Below are 15,942 nucleotides of genomic sequence, written 5' to 3'. Positions count from 1 at the left end.
CATGAGTGAGCTGTTGACGGTGGAAGGGTTGAGCGCGCGATTCGGCCAGCAGCGGGTGGTCGATGCGGTGTCGTTCGGTGTGGCCGCCGGCGAAAAGGTCGCGCTGGTCGGCGAGTCCGGATCGGGCAAGACGGTGACCGCGCAGGCGATCCTGCGTCTGAACCCCGACGTGGCGCTCAGTGGCACGGTGCGTTATGGGCGCGACGAGCTGGTGGCGGCGCCGGAGAAGCGGCTCCGCCAGCTGCGCGGCCGCGAGATCGGCATGATCTTCCAGGAGCCGATGACCGCGCTCAACCCGGTTTACACGGTCGGCAACCAGATCGCCGAAGTGTTGCAGCTGCATCTGGGGCTAGACAAGGCGGCGGCGCGTGCCGAGGCGATCCGGCTCTTGGCGCGCACCGGCATCGCCGAACCGGAGCGCAAGATCGACGCCTTTCCGTTCCAGCTGTCCGGCGGCCAGCGCCAGCGCGCGATGATCGCAATGGCGCTGGCGGCGCATCCCAAGCTGTTGATCGCCGACGAGCCGACCACCGCGCTCGACGTCACCGTGCAATCGCAGATCCTCGAGCTTCTGGCCGACCTGCAGCGAGAGGACGGCATGGCGGTGCTGTTCATCACCCACGACCTGAACCTGGTGCGGCGTTTCGCCGACCGAGTGGTGGTGATGCAGGCTGGCAGGGTGGTGGAAAGCGGGGCGGTCGACAAGGTGTTCGGCCAGCCTTCCCACCCTTACACCCGGGCGCTATTGGCGAGCCGGCCTGTGCCGCTTGCTGTCGCCCCCATGGAGGAGGTGCCGGCGCGTCTGGCCGCCCGGCAGCTCTCGGTGGCTTTCACGCGACGGAGTGGCTGGTTCCGCAACGAGCCGGTGCCTATCGTCCGTGACGTGGCACTCAGCTTGCCGGCCGGTCAGACGCTTGGCATCGTCGGCGAGTCCGGCTCGGGCAAGACCACGCTGGGGCTTGCGCTGATGCGGCTGCTCGACGCGGGGGCGGTCAGCGGTGAGATTGTGCTCGACGGCAGTCGGCTCGACGCATTGCGCGGCGAGGCGCTGCGCCGCGCGCGACGCGACTTCCAAGTGGTGTTCCAGGACCCGTACGCCTCGCTGTCGCCTCGGCTGACGGTTGGTGAAATTGTCGGCGAGGGGCTGGCCTTGCATCAGCCAGAGTTGTCCCCGGCCGAGCGGCACGCAAGGGTCGTGGCGATGCTCGCCGAGGTCGGGCTGGACGAGGTTGTGCTCGATCGCTATCCGCACGAGTTCTCCGGCGGGCAGCGTCAGCGCATCGCGATCGCCCGCGCGGTAATCCTGCGCCCCAAGGTGCTGCTGCTCGACGAGCCGACCAGCGCGCTCGATGCGACCTTGCAGAAGCAGGTGATCGAGCTGTTGCTCGACCTGCAGGCACGCTACGGCATCAGCTACCTGTTCATCAGCCACGATCTGGCCGTGATCCGCGCGCTGGCCCACCGAGTGCTGGTGCTCAAGGGCGGCGAGGTGATCGAGCATGGTGCGACGCCGACAGTGTTCGCCTCGCCGCGCGAACCTTATACGCAGGCGCTGCTTGCCGCCGCGCTGGCTTGAAAAGAGGGAAAGGGTCCCTCATGTTGGAAATATGCCCAGGCCGAACGCCTGCCGGCCGAAAACCCGTGCTGGGCACGCGGTTGCTGCCGGCAGGGCCTGTTGTTACCATTTGTCGTATCAGGGTCGCTAACGGAATCTCGCGCCCGGTGCGCCGGATTCCGTTAGCGACTCTCACACTGACCCCATTACACAGAGGAAACCATGAGCGACCTTATCCTGCATGTTACCGACGCCTCCTTCGAACAAGACGTACTCAAAGCCGAAGGCCCGGTGCTGGTGGACTACTGGGCCGAGTGGTGCGGTCCGTGCAAAATGATCGCCCCGATCCTGGACGAAGTGGCCAAAGATTATGCCGGCCGCCTGAAAGTGGTGAAGCTCAACATCGACCAGAACGAGCAGACCCCGCCGAAATTCGGCATTCGCGGCATCCCGACGCTGATGATCTTCAAGAATGGCGAAGTGGCCGCTACCAAGGTCGGCGCACTGGCCAAGAGCCAGTTGACGGCCTTTATTGACAGCCACATCTAAAGCCTCTATTCTCCGGTCAAATATCTTACCTAACGGGCGGCTAATCTCTACCGCCCGTTCCTTATCCGCTTTACACCCCCTTTTAAGCGTTTTTCTCAAACGTACCTTTCGAGTCGACGCACGTCCGCTATGCATCTATCCGACCTAAAGCACCTCCACGTCACGGAACTCGTGGATATGGCCATCGCCAACGAGATTGACGGTGCCAACCGCCTGCGCAAGCAGGATCTCATTTTCGCTCTGCTGAAAAATCAGGCCAAAAAGGGCGAGAGCATCTTTGGCGACGGTACGCTCGAGGTGTTGCCGGACGGCTTCGGTTTCCTGCGTAGCCCCGATACGTCGTATCTGGCCGGCCCGGACGATATCTACGTCAGCCCCAGCCAGATCCGCCGCTTCAACCTGCATACTGGCGACTCGATTGACGGCGAAATCCGTACGCCGAAGGATGGCGAGCGCTATTTCGCGCTGGTGAAAGTGGACAAGGTCAACGGCGAGGCGCCGGAGAAGTCCAAGCACAAGATTCTGTTCGAAAACCTCACGCCGCTGTTCCCGACCGAGCAGTTCAAGCTCGAACGCGACATCCGCGCCGAGGAGAACATCACCGCCCGCGTGATCGACATGATCGCGCCGATCGGTAAGGGCCAGCGCGGCCTGCTGGTCGCCCCGCCGAAGTCGGGTAAGACGGTGATGCTGCAGAACATTGCGCACGCGATCACCGCCAATCATCCGGAAGCGGTGCTGATTGTGTTGCTGATCGACGAGCGTCCAGAAGAAGTCACCGAAATGACGCGGTCGGTGAAGGGCGAAGTGGTGTCGTCGACCTTTGACGAGCCGGCGACCCGCCACGTGCAAGTGGCCGAAATGGTGATCGAAAAGGCCAAGCGCCTGGTTGAACACAAGAAGGATGTGGTGATCCTGCTCGACTCGATCACCCGTCTGGCCCGTGCCTACAATACCGTGATCCCGGCGTCCGGCAAGGTGCTGACCGGTGGTGTCGACGCCAACGCGCTGCAGCGTCCGAAGCGCTTCTTCGGCGCCGCGCGTAACGTTGAAGAGGGCGGCTCGCTGACTATCATCGCCACTGCGCTGATCGACACCGGTTCGCGCATGGACGACGTGATCTACGAAGAGTTCAAGGGCACCGGCAACATGGAGCTGCATCTCGACCGCCGCATGGCCGAGAAGCGCATGTTCCCGGCGGTCAACATCAACCGCTCCGGTACTCGCCGTGAAGAGCTGTTGATTCCGCAGGAGCAACTCCAGCGTATCTGGGTGCTGCGCAAGCTGCTGTACCCGATGGACGATCTGGAGGCGATGGAATTCCTGCAGGACAAGCTGCGCGCGACCAAGACCAACCAGGCCTTCTTCGACTCAATGCGTCGCTGATCGCCGCGTCAGGGTTGGCCGTATGGCCGGCCGGTCGCGCCCACAGGCCCACGAGAACGTGGGCCTGTTTTGTTTTGCGCGGTGCAGGCGCTCGATTGCGCCGCCTCGTCGCTTCAGTGACAATCCGGAAACGATTCTCTAGCGGGCCAGCCTATGTGGCCCAGGTTCACGGGGGCTGTTCTGATTTCTCCGTCCGAGCATTTTCGCCTTTCCTTCCGCACCTGGTTGATGGCTTGTCTGTTGCTGGCCGTGCTGTTGCCGTCGTTGGCGCTGCTCCAGTTGTGGCACCAGTTCGACAGCGTGGTCCACGACTCGGTCAGCGCGCAGCAGCAGACCGCCAAACTGACCAATGCGATCCGGCTGGTGTCCGAGCAGGCCACCGTGATGGAGCGCGGTGCGCGCCAGTTCGTTGTGCTTGACGATGCCTCGTTTCGTCAGGGGGTCGATGCGGCCTGGAACCTTAGCGAACCGGCGCTGCAGCAACTCGCCGCGGCATCGCCGACGCCGGCGGTCGTGTTGGCGCAATACCGGCAGCGCCGGCGCGAACTCAATCAGCTGCTCGACCAGCGGGAGGGAGACCTGCCGCTGCGCATGACTCTGTTCTTTGACCAGCTGGCCCGGGACAACGACCGGCTCGGCGCCGTGGTGAAGGGGCGCATCGTGCAGCGCGAGCAGCAGATGCGCGAACGCTTCGCCGAGCAGCGCCGTGCCGCCGGCCTGATGGTGGTGGCCTCGGCGGGCCTCGCGCTGTTGCTGGCGCTGCTGATCGGCCATCGGCTGGCGCAGCCGGTGGTGCGGCTGCGCCGTCGCATCCAGCAACTGGGCGATGGCCAGCGCGGGCTCGATTGGAAACCGGAGGGGCCGGCCGACCTGCGCGAGCTGGCGCATTCGCTGCAAGAGCTCGATACCCGCTTGACCGAGCTCGAGAACGACAAGTCTCGGTTCTTCCGCCATGTCTCGCACGAGCTGAAGACACCGCTTGCTGCATTGAACGAGGGCGCCGCGCTCTTGTCCGAACAAATATTGGGGCCGCTCAATCCTGCACAGCAGGAGGTGATCGGCATTGTGCGCGACAATGTCCAGTTGCTACGCCAGCGCATCGATGCCCTGTTGCGGCAGGATGCCGAACAGCTGCGGATAAAGCGGCTCGACTGGCAGCGCTTCAACTTGCAGGGCCTGCTCGATGCGCACATCGAACAGAACCGCCTGCTGATCAACGGCAAGCAGCTGACGATCGACCTGTGCCATGGAGTCGGCTGGACACATGGCGATGCCGACAAGGTCGGCACCATCGTCGACAACCTGCTGATCAATGCGATCCGTTTCAGCCCAAATGGCGGTGCGCTGCGCCTCGAAACGAGCAAGGAGCAGGGGCGGGTGACGCTGACCGTGTCGGACCAGGGGCCGGGTGTGGCCGAGGCGGATCGGGAGCGGATTTTCGAACCGTTCTATTGCGGGCAGGTACCGGCCGGCGAGGTGCCGGGATCCGGCATCGGTCTGTCTATGGCACAAGGCTTTGCCCAGCAGATGGGCGGCAACATCGAATTGATTTCGCGAACCGGTGAAGGTGCCCGGTTTCGCTTGTGGTGGCCAGACCGGGCTGCCCGATAAGGGGATTATGAAAGACAGTTGGCAGAACAAGTGGCGTGCCGTCGGTGCGCTGATGGCGGCGTTGATGCTCTGTAGCTGTGCCGCGTTCAATAAGAGGGCAGCACCCATGCTGGCTACGGTGAGTTGCCCTAGCGTGGCGACCGTCTTGGCGACGCTCCGGCCGGCCCGCGAGACCGGCGGGCTGGTGGTGGTGCCGGGGCGCGATGCCTGTGTCGGTGACAAGCTGCGCTACGCGGCGCAACAGCTGATGCCGGGGGGGCGCAGCGATTTGCCCAAGGCACAAGCCTTCGTCAACGACGTGCTGGCGCAGAGCGCGGGCAGGGAGCAGGACGAATGGCGGGGGTTGGCGCTGCTGCTCAACCAGCAGCTGGTCGAGCGACGCCGGGCCGATGCCGATCAGGACCGGCTCAGCCAGCAGCTGAAGGCCGAACAGAAACGTGCGAACGACGCGCAGGCGCGACTGGAAGCGCTCAAGCAGGTAGAGCAGACGATGATGCAACGTACGATCGACAAGAAGGGGGGGCAACCATGAATCCAGGCAATGCACGCATTCTGCTGGTGGATGACGACCCGGACTTGTTGCACCTGACCCGGCTGCGGCTGGCATCGGCCGGCTGGCAAGTGGATACCGCCGCATCGGGCGAAGCGGCGTTGTCGGCACTGGCAGCCCATCGGGCCGACGTGCTGGTGACTGACTGGCAGATGCCGAAGATGGACGGCATGGCGCTGTTCGATGAGGTGCGTCGCCGTTACCCGGCGCTGCCGGTGATCATCATCACCGCGCATGGAACGGTACCGGATGCGGTCGAGGCGGTCAGCCGTGGGGTGTTCGGTTATCTCGTCAAGCCGTTCGAGGGCAGCGAGCTGTTGGCCAAGGTGAAGCAGGCGTTGTCGTTGTCGGCGGTGGCGCCGGCGTCGGATGATGGCGAGGGAGCGTGGCGCAAGGGAGTGATCAGCCGTAGCCCGCAGATGGAGGAGTTGCTGGCCGAGGCGCGCTTGGTGGCGGCGACCGACGCCAGTGTGCTGATCAGCGGCGAAAGCGGTACCGGCAAGGAGGTGCTGGCCCAGGCCATCCACCGGGCCAGCTCACGCAGCAATGGGCCCTTCGTGGCGGTGAACTGCGGGGCTATCCCGGAGAACCTGCTCGAGAGCGAACTGTTCGGCCACGAGAAGGGAGCGTTTACCGGTGCGGCCAGCCGTCACAATGGTCTGTTCCTCGAGGCCGACGGCGGCACCCTGTTCCTCGACGAAATCGGCGACATGCCGCTGCCCTTGCAGGTAAAGCTGTTGCGGGTGCTGCAAGAGCGTGAGATCCGCCCGGTGGGCTCCGCCCGCTCGGTGCCGGTGAATGTGCGGGTGGTGTCTGCGACGCACCGAGACCTGGAGGGAAAAATCCGCGAGGGTGTCTTCCGCGAGGACTTGTATTACCGGCTGAACGTGGTGGCGCTGAAGCTGCCGACGCTGGCCGAGCGGCGGGAGGATATTCCCCTCTTGGCACGCCATTTCCTTGAGCGCGTGGCTAGCCGTTATGGCAAGGACGTCTCCGGTTTCTCACAGGATGCGCTCGAGGCGCTGATGACGGCGAGTTGGCGGGGCAATGTGCGACAGCTCGCGAACGTGGTCGAGCAGTGCTGCGTGCTGGCAACCAGCCCGGTGATTCCGCTGGCGTTGGTGCAGAAGGCGATTTCGGAGGACACGGTGTCGCTGCCGAGTCTGGCCGAGGCGCGACGCCAGTTCGAGCATGATTATCTGAGCCGGCTGCTGCGGCTGACCGGTGGCAACGTTGCCGATGCGGCACGGATCGCCGATCGCAACCGCACCGAGTTCTACCGGCTGCTGCAGAAATATGAATTGACCCCGACGGCGTTCAAGGTCGTCAATTGAGGAGGCGATGCCCGTGGCATTGATATGCTATGGGTATGTGACGGTTGTGCAGTTGTCGCTGTTTTTAATGCAAGCCAATCCCCCTGTCGTCATGCGGCGACAGGGGGATTGTTTTTGAATCAAAGGCTTGAGTTTTTTTGTCATTTTCTTGTCGCTGTATGGCGACAACGCTGGGGGGTGAAATGAGTGGCTTTTGGCGCGATATCAGGGTGAGAGCGCCATGATGTTTTTATTGTTTTTTTAAAACAAAGACTTGCAAATGCTGGCACGGGGATTGCTAAGTATTGGGCAACTTAAGCAGATTTTCCGTTCTGGAGTATTTATGCAAAACAGTCTGATCCTTGCTGCGTTGCTGTCCCTGTCGGCTACGGCAGTACTGGCCGGCCCGGTGACCGACGTGCAGCCGCTCGCTCAGCCCCAGCATCTTGCTGCTGCTGGCGAGAGCAAGGATGCTCGATTGGCCAAGGTCGTTGAGCGCACGGTCAAGCCGCAAGCCGAGAGGCTGGGTGCACAGGTGTCTTTGACAGTGAAGGATGGCCAGGTCGTGCTGGACGGTGTCGCTCCAAGCGAAGACGTGATCCGTCAACTGGTCGAGCTGGCGTCGACCGTGAAAGGCGTGAGCCAGGTCTCGTCGGAAATTGAAGTCAAACCGGTTTAACTCGTACCGAATCCTTTCTCTCTGATTTTCTGTAGTTGTAGTAGTAGTTGTAGTAGCACCACCCTCCGTCTGATCTGACGTTCTGTTTGGCCCACCTCTCACCCCGGGGTGGGCTATTTTTTTATTGTGTTTCCATTTGGGCATCGCTCACGGCAGCAGCCGTGCCTGGCCGCGTTCAACGGCTCGAGGCGCGGGGTGGCCTGTGCTGGATGCGACGACTCGACCTGTGCAGGGTGGAATGCCGACAGGAGTGCCTATCTGCCGCGGCGTTTGGCGGCTTCGCAGGTTGTATGCACGCAACAATGTCGACATCGACAGGTGCGGTGCAAGCCCTTGGGAATGCTGGATTCATTCATGGGCAGGCAGCTGCGCTGGGTGAAAATAGTCTGTAGAAAATATATTGTCGAACAAAAGTTTGAAGGTGCCGTTACAATGGTCGGCAATTTCGGGGCAGGTGCGTCCCGCGCAAACTCAAAAAGGAATGTCGACATGTCTTTCGAGGTGCTAGCTCATCCCCAATCCGCCTTGCGCGATGCAATTACCGCAGCGTACCGCCGCGACGAGCGCGAGTGCGTGCAGACCATCCTCGTACAGGCAGCGATGCCGGCCGAGCAGGTGAAGTCGGTACAGGAGCTGGCGCGCCGTCTGGTGTCCAAGGTGCGCGAGCAGCGCACCAAGTCGAGCGGCGTGGATGCACTGATGCACGAGTTCTCGCTGTCCAGCCAGGAGGGCATCGCGCTGATGTGCCTGGCCGAAGCGTTGCTGCGCATTCCGGACCGCGCGACCGCCGACAAGCTGATCCGCGACAAGATCAGCCGCGGCGACTGGCGCGCTCACTTGGGCAACAGCAGCTCGATGTTCGTCAACGCGGCGGCCTGGGGCTTGCTGGTTACCGGCAAGCTGGTGTCCTCGCACAGCGAGCAGGGCCTGTCCAGCGCGATCACCAAGCTGATCGCCAAGGGCGGCGAGCCGCTGATCCGCAAGGGCGTGGACTTGGCGATGCGCATGCTCGGCAAGCAGTTCGTCACCGGTGAGACCATCGGGGAGGCGCTGGCCAACGGCCGCGAACGCGAGTCGCGCGGTTACCGCTTCAGCTATGACATGCTCGGCGAAGCGGCGATGACAGAGGCCGACGCGCAGCGCTACTTCAACGACTACGTGATGGCGATCCACGCCATCGGCAAAGAGTCGGCCGGCCGCGGCGTGTACGAAGGCCCGGGCATTTCGGTGAAGCTGTCCGCGATCCACCCGCGCTACAGCCGCACTCAGCACGCACGCAGCATGAACGAGCTGCTGCCGCGCCTGAAGGAGCTGTTCCTGCTTGCCAAGCGCTACGACATCGGCCTGAATATCGACGCCGAAGAGGCCGACCGCCTGGAGTTGTCGCTCGACCTGATCGAGGCGCTGGCGAATGACCCGGATCTGGCTGGCTTCAAGGGCATCGGCATCGTGGTGCAGGCCTACCAGAAGCGCTGCCCGTATGTGATCGACTACCTGGTCGACCTGGCGCGCCGCACCAAGCATCGCTTCATGGTGCGCCTGGTGAAGGGCGCGTACTGGGATGCCGAGGTCAAGCGTGCCCAGGTTGATGGCCTGACCGGCTACCCGGTGTACACCCGCAAGGTCTACACCGACGTGTCGTATCTTGCCTGCGCCAAGAAGCTGTTGGCCGCGCAGGACGCGATCTACCCGCAGTTCGCTTCGCACAACGCGTACACGCTGGCGGCGATCTACAATCTGGCGAACGGCCTCGACTACGAGTTCCAGTGCCTGCACGGCATGGGCGAGACCCTGTACGACCAGGTGGTGGGTTCGGCCAACCTCGGCAAGGCCTGCCGCATCTATGCACCGGTCGGCTCGCACGAAACGCTGCTTGCCTACCTGGTGCGCCGCCTGCTGGAGAACGGCGCGAACAGCTCGTTCGTGAACCGCATCGTCGACGAGTCGGTGTCGATCGACGAGTTGATCACCGATCCGGTGGCCGAGGCCGCCCGCCATGCCGGCGCGCCGCACAGCAAGATTGCGCTGCCGGTCGAACTGTATGGCAAGGGTCGCCAGAATTCCTCCGGCCTCGACCTGTCGAGCGAGCATGTGCTCGCCACCCTGCAGATTGGCCTCGACGCCAGCGTCAAGACCGAGTGGCTGGCGCAGCCGCTGCTCGGTAGCGGCGATGTGACCGACGGTGAACGCCAGCCGGTGACGAACCCGGCCGACCGCCGCGAAGTGGTGGGGGCGGTGATCGAGGCGAGCGTCGCCCAGGTGGACGAGGCATTGAGCTTGGCCGAGGCGGCTGCCCCGCGCTGGGCCGCCACGCTGCCGACCGAGCGGGCCGCCTGCCTCGAGCGCATGGCCGACGCGATGGAAACCAATATGGCCACGCTGATGGGCCTGGCGGTGCGCGAGGCAGGCAAGACGCTGCAGAACGCGATCGCCGAGGTGCGTGAAGCGGTGGACTTCTGCCGCTACTACGCGCAACAGGTACGCAACGAATTCGCCAACGATAGCCATCCGGCGCTGGGCCCGGTGGTGGCGATCAGCCCGTGGAACTTCCCGCTGGCGATCTTCACCGGCGAAGTGGCCGCGGCGCTGGCCGCCGGCAACCCGGTGCTGGCCAAGCCGGCCGAACAGACAGCGCTGATCGCCTGCTATGCGGTGCGGCTGTTCCACGAGGCCGGCGTGCCGCGCGACGTGCTGCAGTTCCTGCCGGGTCGCGGCGAGACCGTCGGCGCGGCGCTGACCCGTGACGTGCGCGTGAAAGGCGTGATCTTCACCGGCTCGACCGAAGTGGCGCAGTTGATCAACCGCACGCTGGCGCAGCGCAGTGAGGACGTGCCGCTGATCGCCGAAACCGGTGGGCAAAACGCGATGATCGTCGACAGCTCGGCGCTGCCGGAGCAGGTGGTGACCGACGTACTGTCGTCGGCGTTCGACTCGGCCGGTCAGCGTTGCTCGGCATTGCGCGTGCTGTACCTGCAGAATGATGTCGCCGACAAGATCGTGACGATGATCAAGGGCGCGATGAACGAACTGGTGGTCGGCAACCCGGCGCTGCTCGCCACCGACGTGGGCCCGGTGATCGACGCCGAGGCGCAGGGCAACCTGTTGCGCCACATCGAGCAGATGAAGGCCCAGGCGCGCAGCTGCCATCAGGTGAAGCTCAGCGACGCCTCCGTGAACGGCACCTTCGTGCCGCCGACGATGTTCGAGATCGACTCGATCAGCCTGCTCAAGCGCGAAGTGTTCGGCCCTGTGCTGCACGTGGTGCGCTTCGAGGCGCGTGACCTGCCGAAGGTGATCGCCGAGGTGAATGCTACCGGCTACGGCCTGACCCACGGTGTGCACAGCCGCATCGACGAGACGATCGACACGATCAGTCGTGAGGTGAAGGCCGGCAACGTCTATGTGAACCGCAATGTGGTCGGCGCGGTGGTCGGCGTGCAGCCGTTTGGCGGTGAAGGCCTGTCCGGCACCGGCCCGAAGGCCGGTGGCCCGTTCTACCTGTACCGTCTGGTCCGCCGTGCCGAATGGGATGCGCGCCTGACGCCGGCCAAGACCCCGGTCGCGCTGCCGGGCCTGGACGCGTTGCATGCGGCGCTGCCGAAGCTGGCGCTGTCTCCGGCCGAGAAGACCGCCGAGGCCGAGCGCATTGTGGCGTTGCGTGCCGCCACGCCGTTGGCCGAGCAGATCGTGCTGCCGGGGCCGACCGGCGAGAAGAACACGCTGGCGTTTGCGCCGCGTGGCCGCATCGGCATCGCCGGCGGCAGCCTGCTCGAGCAGGTCAGCGCGCTGGCGGCGGTGCTCGCTACCGGCAACCGTGCGGTGATCGGCAAGAGTGAGCCGCTGGCCGCACAGGCATCGTCGCTGAACGGCTGGGTCGAGGTGGTCGATGACGTGGCCGCTGCTGCTGGCATGGCCGCGCTGATCGCGAACGGCAGTGATGCCGAGCAGACCGAGCTGCGCCGACGCCTTGCCGCCCGCGACGGTGCACTGTTGTCACTGGTGGTGCCACACCGTACCGGCATCAATCTGCATCGCTTGGTGGTGGAGCGTGCGCTCAGCATCAACACCACCGCGGCTGGCGGCAACGCCAGCCTGATGAGTCTGGCCGAGTAAGATGGGCCAAGCCGGGCTGGCCAAACAGGCTGGCCCGGCCTCTGCATGCCGGAAATCCTGAGGGCAGCGGTGGCGCACGCCACAAGTGGGCGCATCGTTGACTCCAAAGTTCCGGGTTTGCTTGTCAGGTAGAGTCGGCGTTGAAATAATGCCGCCAACGTTTTACCAAAACGTCACACAAATCCAAGCCACCGGGCGACGTATCCGGATCGGCGGGGGAAATCAACCAAGGTAGAGGAACGATGATGCAAACTATCAAACTGGCGTCGCTTACCGTGGCAGTCGCTGCGGCTCTGGCACTCTCCGCATGTGGCAAGAAAGAACAGCCGGCTACCGGCACCCAGGCGTCCGGCGCTGCTGCTGCCGCTGCGGGTGAAACCGTGGTGACGCTGGGCTTTGCCGCCCCGCTGACCGGGCCGCAGTCGCACTACGGCGAGGAGTACAAGAACGGCGTGACGCTGGCGATCGAAGACGCCAATGCCCAGCACCCGACCATCGGTGGCAAGCCGGTGAAGTTCGTGCTGGATGCTGAGGACGACCAGGCCGATCCGAAGATCGCCACCCAGGTCGCCCAGAAGTTCATGGACAACAAGGTCAGCGGCATCATTGGTCACTTCAACTCGGGCACCGCAATCCCGGCTTCGAAGATCTACTCGGACAACGGCGTGCCGATGATCGCGATGGCCACTGCCCCGACCTTTACCCAGCAGGGCTTCAAGAACACCTTCCGCTCGATGACCTCGGACACCCAGCAGGGCAGCGTGGTCGGCAAGTACGTGGTCGAGAAACTCGGCTTCAAGAAGATCGCCATCGTCGACGACCGTACCGCTTACGGCCAGGGTCTGGCCGACGAGTTCGAGAAGGCCGCCAAGGCTGCCGGCGCTACCATCGTGAAGCGTGAGTTCACCAACGACAAGGCCTCCGATTTCGCGGCGATCATCACCTCGATCAAATCGACCAGCCCGGACATGGTGTACTACGGTGGCGCCGATGCCCAGTCCGCCCCGATGGCCAAGCAGATGAAGCGCTTGGGCGTGAAAGCGCCGCTGGTGTCGGGCGAAATGACCAAGACCCCGACCTTCCTGAAGCTGGCCGGTACCGACGGCGACGGCACCATCGCCTCGCTGGCCGGTCTGCCGCTGGAGCAGATGCCGAAGGGTAAGGATTACGAGTCGCGCTACAAGGCCCGCTTCAAGACCGACGTGGCTACCTACTCACCGTATGGCTACGACGCCACCATGGCGATGATCGACGCGATGAAGCAGGCTAACTCGTCCGAGCCGGCCAAGTATCTGCCGGTGCTCGCCAAGATCCAGTACTCGGGCGTGACCTCGAGCGACTGGACCTACGACGACAAGGGCGATCTGAAGAACGGCGGCATTACTCTCTACAAGGTCGAGAACGGCCAGTGGAAGGTGCTGGAAACCGTTGGCGGCGGCGCCAAGGGTGCCGACGCTTCGGCCGCCAAGTAAGCGTTTTTACTTTTGACGAAACGGCGCGGATCTCCGCGCCGTTTTTCTTTGTCGACCGACCGCATTTGATCGGCCGCGAAGGCGTGCTGGCGGCTAAAATAACGGCCTGCAACCAGGAGAAAACCATGTCGACCGACCTTGCCGCGCTGATCCGGCGCCTGCCCAAGGTGGAACTGCACCTGCATATCGAGGGCTCGTTCGAGCCGGAGCTGATGTTTGCCTTGGCCAAGCGCAACGGTGTTGCGCTGCCGTACTCGAGTGTCGAGGCACTGCGGGCCGCCTATGACTTCAGCAACCTGCAGTCTTTTCTCGACCTGTATTACGCCGGCGCCAACGTGCTGATCACCGAACAGGACTTCTACGACCTGACCTGGGCGTACCTGGAGAAGGCGCACGCCGACAACATCGTCCACACCGAGATCTTCTTCGACCCGCAGACGCACACGGCGCGCGGCGTGCCGTTTGCCACGGTGCTGAACGGCATCCATCGCGCGCTCGAGGATGGCAAGTCGAAGTTCGGCATCAGCTACCGGCTGATCATGAGCTTCCTGCGTCACCTGTCCGAGGAGGACGGCTTTGCGACACTCGACGAAGCGATGCCGCACCTCGACCGTATCGACGGTGTCGGCCTCGATTCGAGCGAGCAGGGCAACCCGCCGGAGAAGTTCGCCCGTCTGTTCGAGCGCTGCAAGCAACTGGGCCTGCCGCGTGTCGCGCACGCCGGCGAGGAGGGGCCGCCCGAGTATGTCTGGCAGGCGCTCGACCTGTTGGACGTGTCGCGTATCGACCACGGTGTGCGTTCGCTGGAGGACGCGGCGCTGGTGAAGCGGCTGGCCGAGACCAGCATGCCGCTGACGGTGTGCCCGTTCTCGAACGTGCGGCTGAAGGTGTTTGATAAGCTTGCCGATCACAATCTGAAGCAGCTGCTCGCCCAGGGGCTGATGGCGACGGTGAACTCGGACGACCCGGCGTATTTCGGCGGCTATCTGCAAGACAACCTGCTCGCCTGCGCCGAGGTGCTGGACCTGAGCCGCGATGAGGTGCTGACGCTGGTGAAGAACAGCTTTATCGCCAGCTGGTTGTCCGCCGAGGACAAGTCGCGTTGGCTCGCCGAGGTGGAGCGACTGGCGGCGTAACGCGCATCGCAGGATATAGACAAAAAGGTTGGCCAAACGGCCAACCTTTTTTCATGGGGCGATTCCCGCAAAACCTGGCGCGGGCGGTCTTGCTTGTCTTGCAGCCGCCGGCAGGCGCCGAGCGGGAACAAGCGCTTACTGGAACATCGCCAGTAGGCTGTCGCTGTCGCTGACGGTGCAGTACTCGCCGTGCAGATTGGCGAGCGACAACTGGTGAATGTCTTCGGCATTCCAGTGCCGGCCGGTCAGGTCGGTGTGCTCGAAGGTGTAGCAGCCATCGGCGGCGAGGAACACATTGAAGCCGAGGTTGCCGGCCATGCGTACCGTCGCCTCGACCGAGTTGTTGGTGATCACTCCGCCGACGACCAGCGTGTCGATATCGCGCTCGCGCAGCCATGCTTCCAGCTCGGTGCCGATAAAGGCGCTGTTCACCTGCTTGGCAAACACTGTTTCGTCGTCCAGTGGGGAAAAGCCGGCCTTGAACGCGTGCCACGGTTGGCCAGGGCGGTAGTAGGAGCCTTCTTCGCGTGAATCGTGGCGTATGTGCACCACCGGGTAACCCAGCTCGCGCCAATGCTGCAGCAACGCCAACAGGCGGTGTTCGGCGTGTGGGTTATTGCGCACTCCCCAGCTGGGGTGGTCGATCGCGCGTTGCATATCGATGATCAACAGGGCGGGTGGACTGGTTGTGCTCATGGGTAGCGATATCCAATAGCAAGGTGTGGACCGGGTACCCCACCGGAGGGTGCTCGGTCGTGGCTATTTGACGATGCCGACCATTTTGAGGATCCACAGCAGGATCACCGCGCCGAGCACCCCGAATGCCAGGCCCGCCAGTGAGAAGCTACCCGCTTTCCAGGCGCTACCGATGCCGAGCAGGTCGCCGAAGATCCAGCGGCCGAGGCTTGAGCCGATGATGCCGACGATGATGTTGGCAATGATGCCTTCGCTCGTGCCCATCACCTTGCTTGCCAGCCAACCGATAAGGCCACCGACGATGATTGCGATGATCCATCCCATGGTGCGCTCCTTGTGGGGGGGTTACGGACGACTTAAGCGTATGACGAAAAATAGAAAACGGCCACGTCGGCAATGACGGGCGCTACCTTTTCGAGGGATCAACGCTGCAGTGGTCATCGTGGCAGGACAGTGCATCGAGCAGTCGGCAGTCGTGCACCGCGTGGCCGTCGCAGTACGCCAGCTTGGCGAGCTCGTCGCGCATCTTGGTCAGATCGGCGATCTTCGCCTCGACCTCGGCCAAGTGCTGGCGCGCCAGCTGGTCGGCCTGGGCGCACGGTTCGTCTGGGTGGTGTGCCAGCGTCAAGAGCGCGCGGATTTCCTCGATGGTGAAGCCCAACTCGCGACCGCGCCGGATGAAGTGCAGCCGGTGTACCACGCCGACCGGGTAGTGGCGATAACCACTGGCACTGCGCGGCGGTGGCTGGATCAGGCCGACCTTCTCGTAGTAGCGCACGGTTTCGACGTTGACGCCGGCGGCGCTGCCCAGTTGGCCGATGGTAAGTGTGGATTCCGACATGGCTTGACCCTGTAGTGACTACAGGGTTCAGTATAAGTAGT

At 63.6% G+C, this 15,942-nt stretch carries 13 protein-coding genes; 10 read left to right on the top strand and 3 right to left on the bottom strand.

The features are described 5' to 3' along the window. Position 1 precedes the first annotated feature (1 nt). The 10 genes from QU481_RS05345 (at position 2) to QU481_RS05300 (ending at position 14,364) form a co-directional block, all read left to right on the top strand. On the top strand, positions 2-1,576 hold the full coding sequence (locus QU481_RS05345) for an ABC transporter ATP-binding protein (protein ID WP_289828870.1): 1,575 nt from the start codon (positions 2-4) through the stop codon (positions 1,574-1,576). A 201-nt stretch (positions 1,577-1,777) separates the two neighbouring features. Then, entirely contained in the window at positions 1,778-2,104 is a 327-nt protein-coding gene (trxA, locus tag QU481_RS05340; RefSeq protein ID WP_289828869.1) for a thioredoxin TrxA, read from the top strand. Positions 2,105-2,233: 129 nt separating this feature from the next. Then, the gene (gene rho, locus QU481_RS05335; protein WP_289828868.1) at positions 2,234-3,490 is read left to right on the top strand and encodes a transcription termination factor Rho; all 1,257 of its coding nucleotides are present in this window, start codon (positions 2,234-2,236) and stop codon (positions 3,488-3,490) included. A gap of 228 nt (positions 3,491-3,718) precedes the next feature. Further along, on the top strand, positions 3,719-5,101 hold the full coding sequence (locus QU481_RS05330) for a sensor histidine kinase (RefSeq protein ID WP_289828867.1): 1,383 nt from the start codon (positions 3,719-3,721) through the stop codon (positions 5,099-5,101). 7 nt (positions 5,102-5,108) lie between these two features. Next, entirely contained in the window at positions 5,109-5,633 is a 525-nt protein-coding gene (locus QU481_RS05325) for a hypothetical protein (protein ID WP_289828866.1), read from the top strand. Next, positions 5,630-6,985: a sigma 54-interacting transcriptional regulator gene (locus tag QU481_RS05320; RefSeq protein WP_289828865.1), complete on the top strand. Its 1,356-nt coding sequence runs from the start codon at positions 5,630-5,632 to the stop codon at positions 6,983-6,985. Before QU481_RS05325 ends, QU481_RS05320 begins: the two co-directional genes overlap by 4 nt. Before the next feature lie 322 nt (positions 6,986-7,307). Continuing rightward, positions 7,308-7,643 (top strand): BON domain-containing protein, encoded by a 336-nt coding sequence (locus QU481_RS05315; RefSeq protein ID WP_289828864.1) that lies wholly within the window; start codon positions 7,308-7,310, stop codon positions 7,641-7,643. A 489-nt stretch (positions 7,644-8,132) separates the two neighbouring features. Next, positions 8,133-11,756, top strand: coding sequence for a trifunctional transcriptional regulator/proline dehydrogenase/L-glutamate gamma-semialdehyde dehydrogenase (putA, locus tag QU481_RS05310; protein WP_289828863.1), 3,624 nt, complete (start codon positions 8,133-8,135; stop codon positions 11,754-11,756). Between the two features lie 245 nt (positions 11,757-12,001). After that, positions 12,002-13,228, top strand: a complete 1,227-nt coding sequence (locus QU481_RS05305) for a branched-chain amino acid ABC transporter substrate-binding protein (RefSeq protein ID WP_289828898.1) — start codon at positions 12,002-12,004, stop codon at positions 13,226-13,228. Between the two features lie 125 nt (positions 13,229-13,353). Beyond that, positions 13,354-14,364, top strand: coding sequence for an adenosine deaminase (locus QU481_RS05300; protein ID WP_289828862.1), 1,011 nt, complete (start codon positions 13,354-13,356; stop codon positions 14,362-14,364). A 135-nt stretch (positions 14,365-14,499) separates the two neighbouring features. Here the strand turns inward: QU481_RS05300 and QU481_RS05295 are convergent, their stop codons facing one another. The 3 genes from QU481_RS05295 to QU481_RS05285 all read right to left on the bottom strand — a co-directional run bounded on the left by QU481_RS05295 (position 14,500) and on the right by QU481_RS05285 (position 15,901). Beyond that, positions 14,500-15,060, bottom strand: coding sequence for a cysteine hydrolase family protein (locus QU481_RS05295; RefSeq protein ID WP_289828861.1), 561 nt, complete (start codon positions 15,058-15,060; stop codon positions 14,500-14,502). Positions 15,061-15,123: 63 nt separating this feature from the next. Continuing rightward, positions 15,124-15,384: a GlsB/YeaQ/YmgE family stress response membrane protein gene (locus QU481_RS05290; RefSeq protein WP_289828860.1), complete on the bottom strand. Its 261-nt coding sequence runs from the start codon at positions 15,382-15,384 to the stop codon at positions 15,124-15,126. 82 nt (positions 15,385-15,466) lie between these two features. Then, positions 15,467-15,901 carry a MerR family transcriptional regulator gene (locus QU481_RS05285; protein ID WP_289828859.1) on the bottom strand — a complete coding sequence of 145 codons (435 nt, stop codon included), beginning with the start codon at positions 15,899-15,901 and terminating at the stop codon, positions 15,467-15,469. Between the last annotated feature and the right edge of the window lie 41 nt (positions 15,902-15,942).

Origin of the sequence: Crenobacter oryzisoli (assembly GCF_030385785.1) — a bacterium.
GTDB classification, from domain to species: domain Bacteria; phylum Pseudomonadota; class Gammaproteobacteria; order Burkholderiales; family Chromobacteriaceae; genus Crenobacter_A; species Crenobacter_A oryzisoli.
This window is presented reverse-complemented; position numbering and strand designations above follow the sequence as displayed.

Excerpts from the sequence above, each read along its gene's own strand:
- QU481_RS05345 (WP_289828870.1), top strand. The coding sequence starts at position 2 with ATGAGTGAGCTGTTGACGGTGGAAGGGTTGAGCGCGCGATTCGGCCAG.
- trxA (WP_289828869.1), top strand. The coding sequence starts at position 1,778 with ATGAGCGACCTTATCCTGCATGTTACCGACGCCTCCTTCGAACAAGAC.
- rho (WP_289828868.1), top strand. The coding sequence starts at position 2,234 with ATGCATCTATCCGACCTAAAGCACCTCCACGTCACGGAACTCGTGGAT.
- QU481_RS05330 (WP_289828867.1), top strand. The coding sequence starts at position 3,719 with ATGGCTTGTCTGTTGCTGGCCGTGCTGTTGCCGTCGTTGGCGCTGCTC.
- QU481_RS05325 (WP_289828866.1), top strand. The coding sequence starts at position 5,109 with ATGAAAGACAGTTGGCAGAACAAGTGGCGTGCCGTCGGTGCGCTGATG.
- QU481_RS05320 (WP_289828865.1), top strand. The coding sequence starts at position 5,630 with ATGAATCCAGGCAATGCACGCATTCTGCTGGTGGATGACGACCCGGAC.
- QU481_RS05315 (WP_289828864.1), top strand. The coding sequence starts at position 7,308 with ATGCAAAACAGTCTGATCCTTGCTGCGTTGCTGTCCCTGTCGGCTACG.
- putA (WP_289828863.1), top strand. The coding sequence starts at position 8,133 with ATGTCTTTCGAGGTGCTAGCTCATCCCCAATCCGCCTTGCGCGATGCA.
- QU481_RS05305 (WP_289828898.1), top strand. The coding sequence starts at position 12,002 with ATGCAAACTATCAAACTGGCGTCGCTTACCGTGGCAGTCGCTGCGGCT.
- QU481_RS05300 (WP_289828862.1), top strand. The coding sequence starts at position 13,354 with ATGTCGACCGACCTTGCCGCGCTGATCCGGCGCCTGCCCAAGGTGGAA.
- QU481_RS05295 (WP_289828861.1), bottom strand. The coding sequence starts at position 15,060 with ATGAGCACAACCAGTCCACCCGCCCTGTTGATCATCGATATGCAACGC.
- QU481_RS05290 (WP_289828860.1), bottom strand. The coding sequence starts at position 15,384 with ATGGGATGGATCATCGCAATCATCGTCGGTGGCCTTATCGGTTGGCTG.
- QU481_RS05285 (WP_289828859.1), bottom strand. The coding sequence starts at position 15,901 with ATGTCGGAATCCACACTTACCATCGGCCAACTGGGCAGCGCCGCCGGC.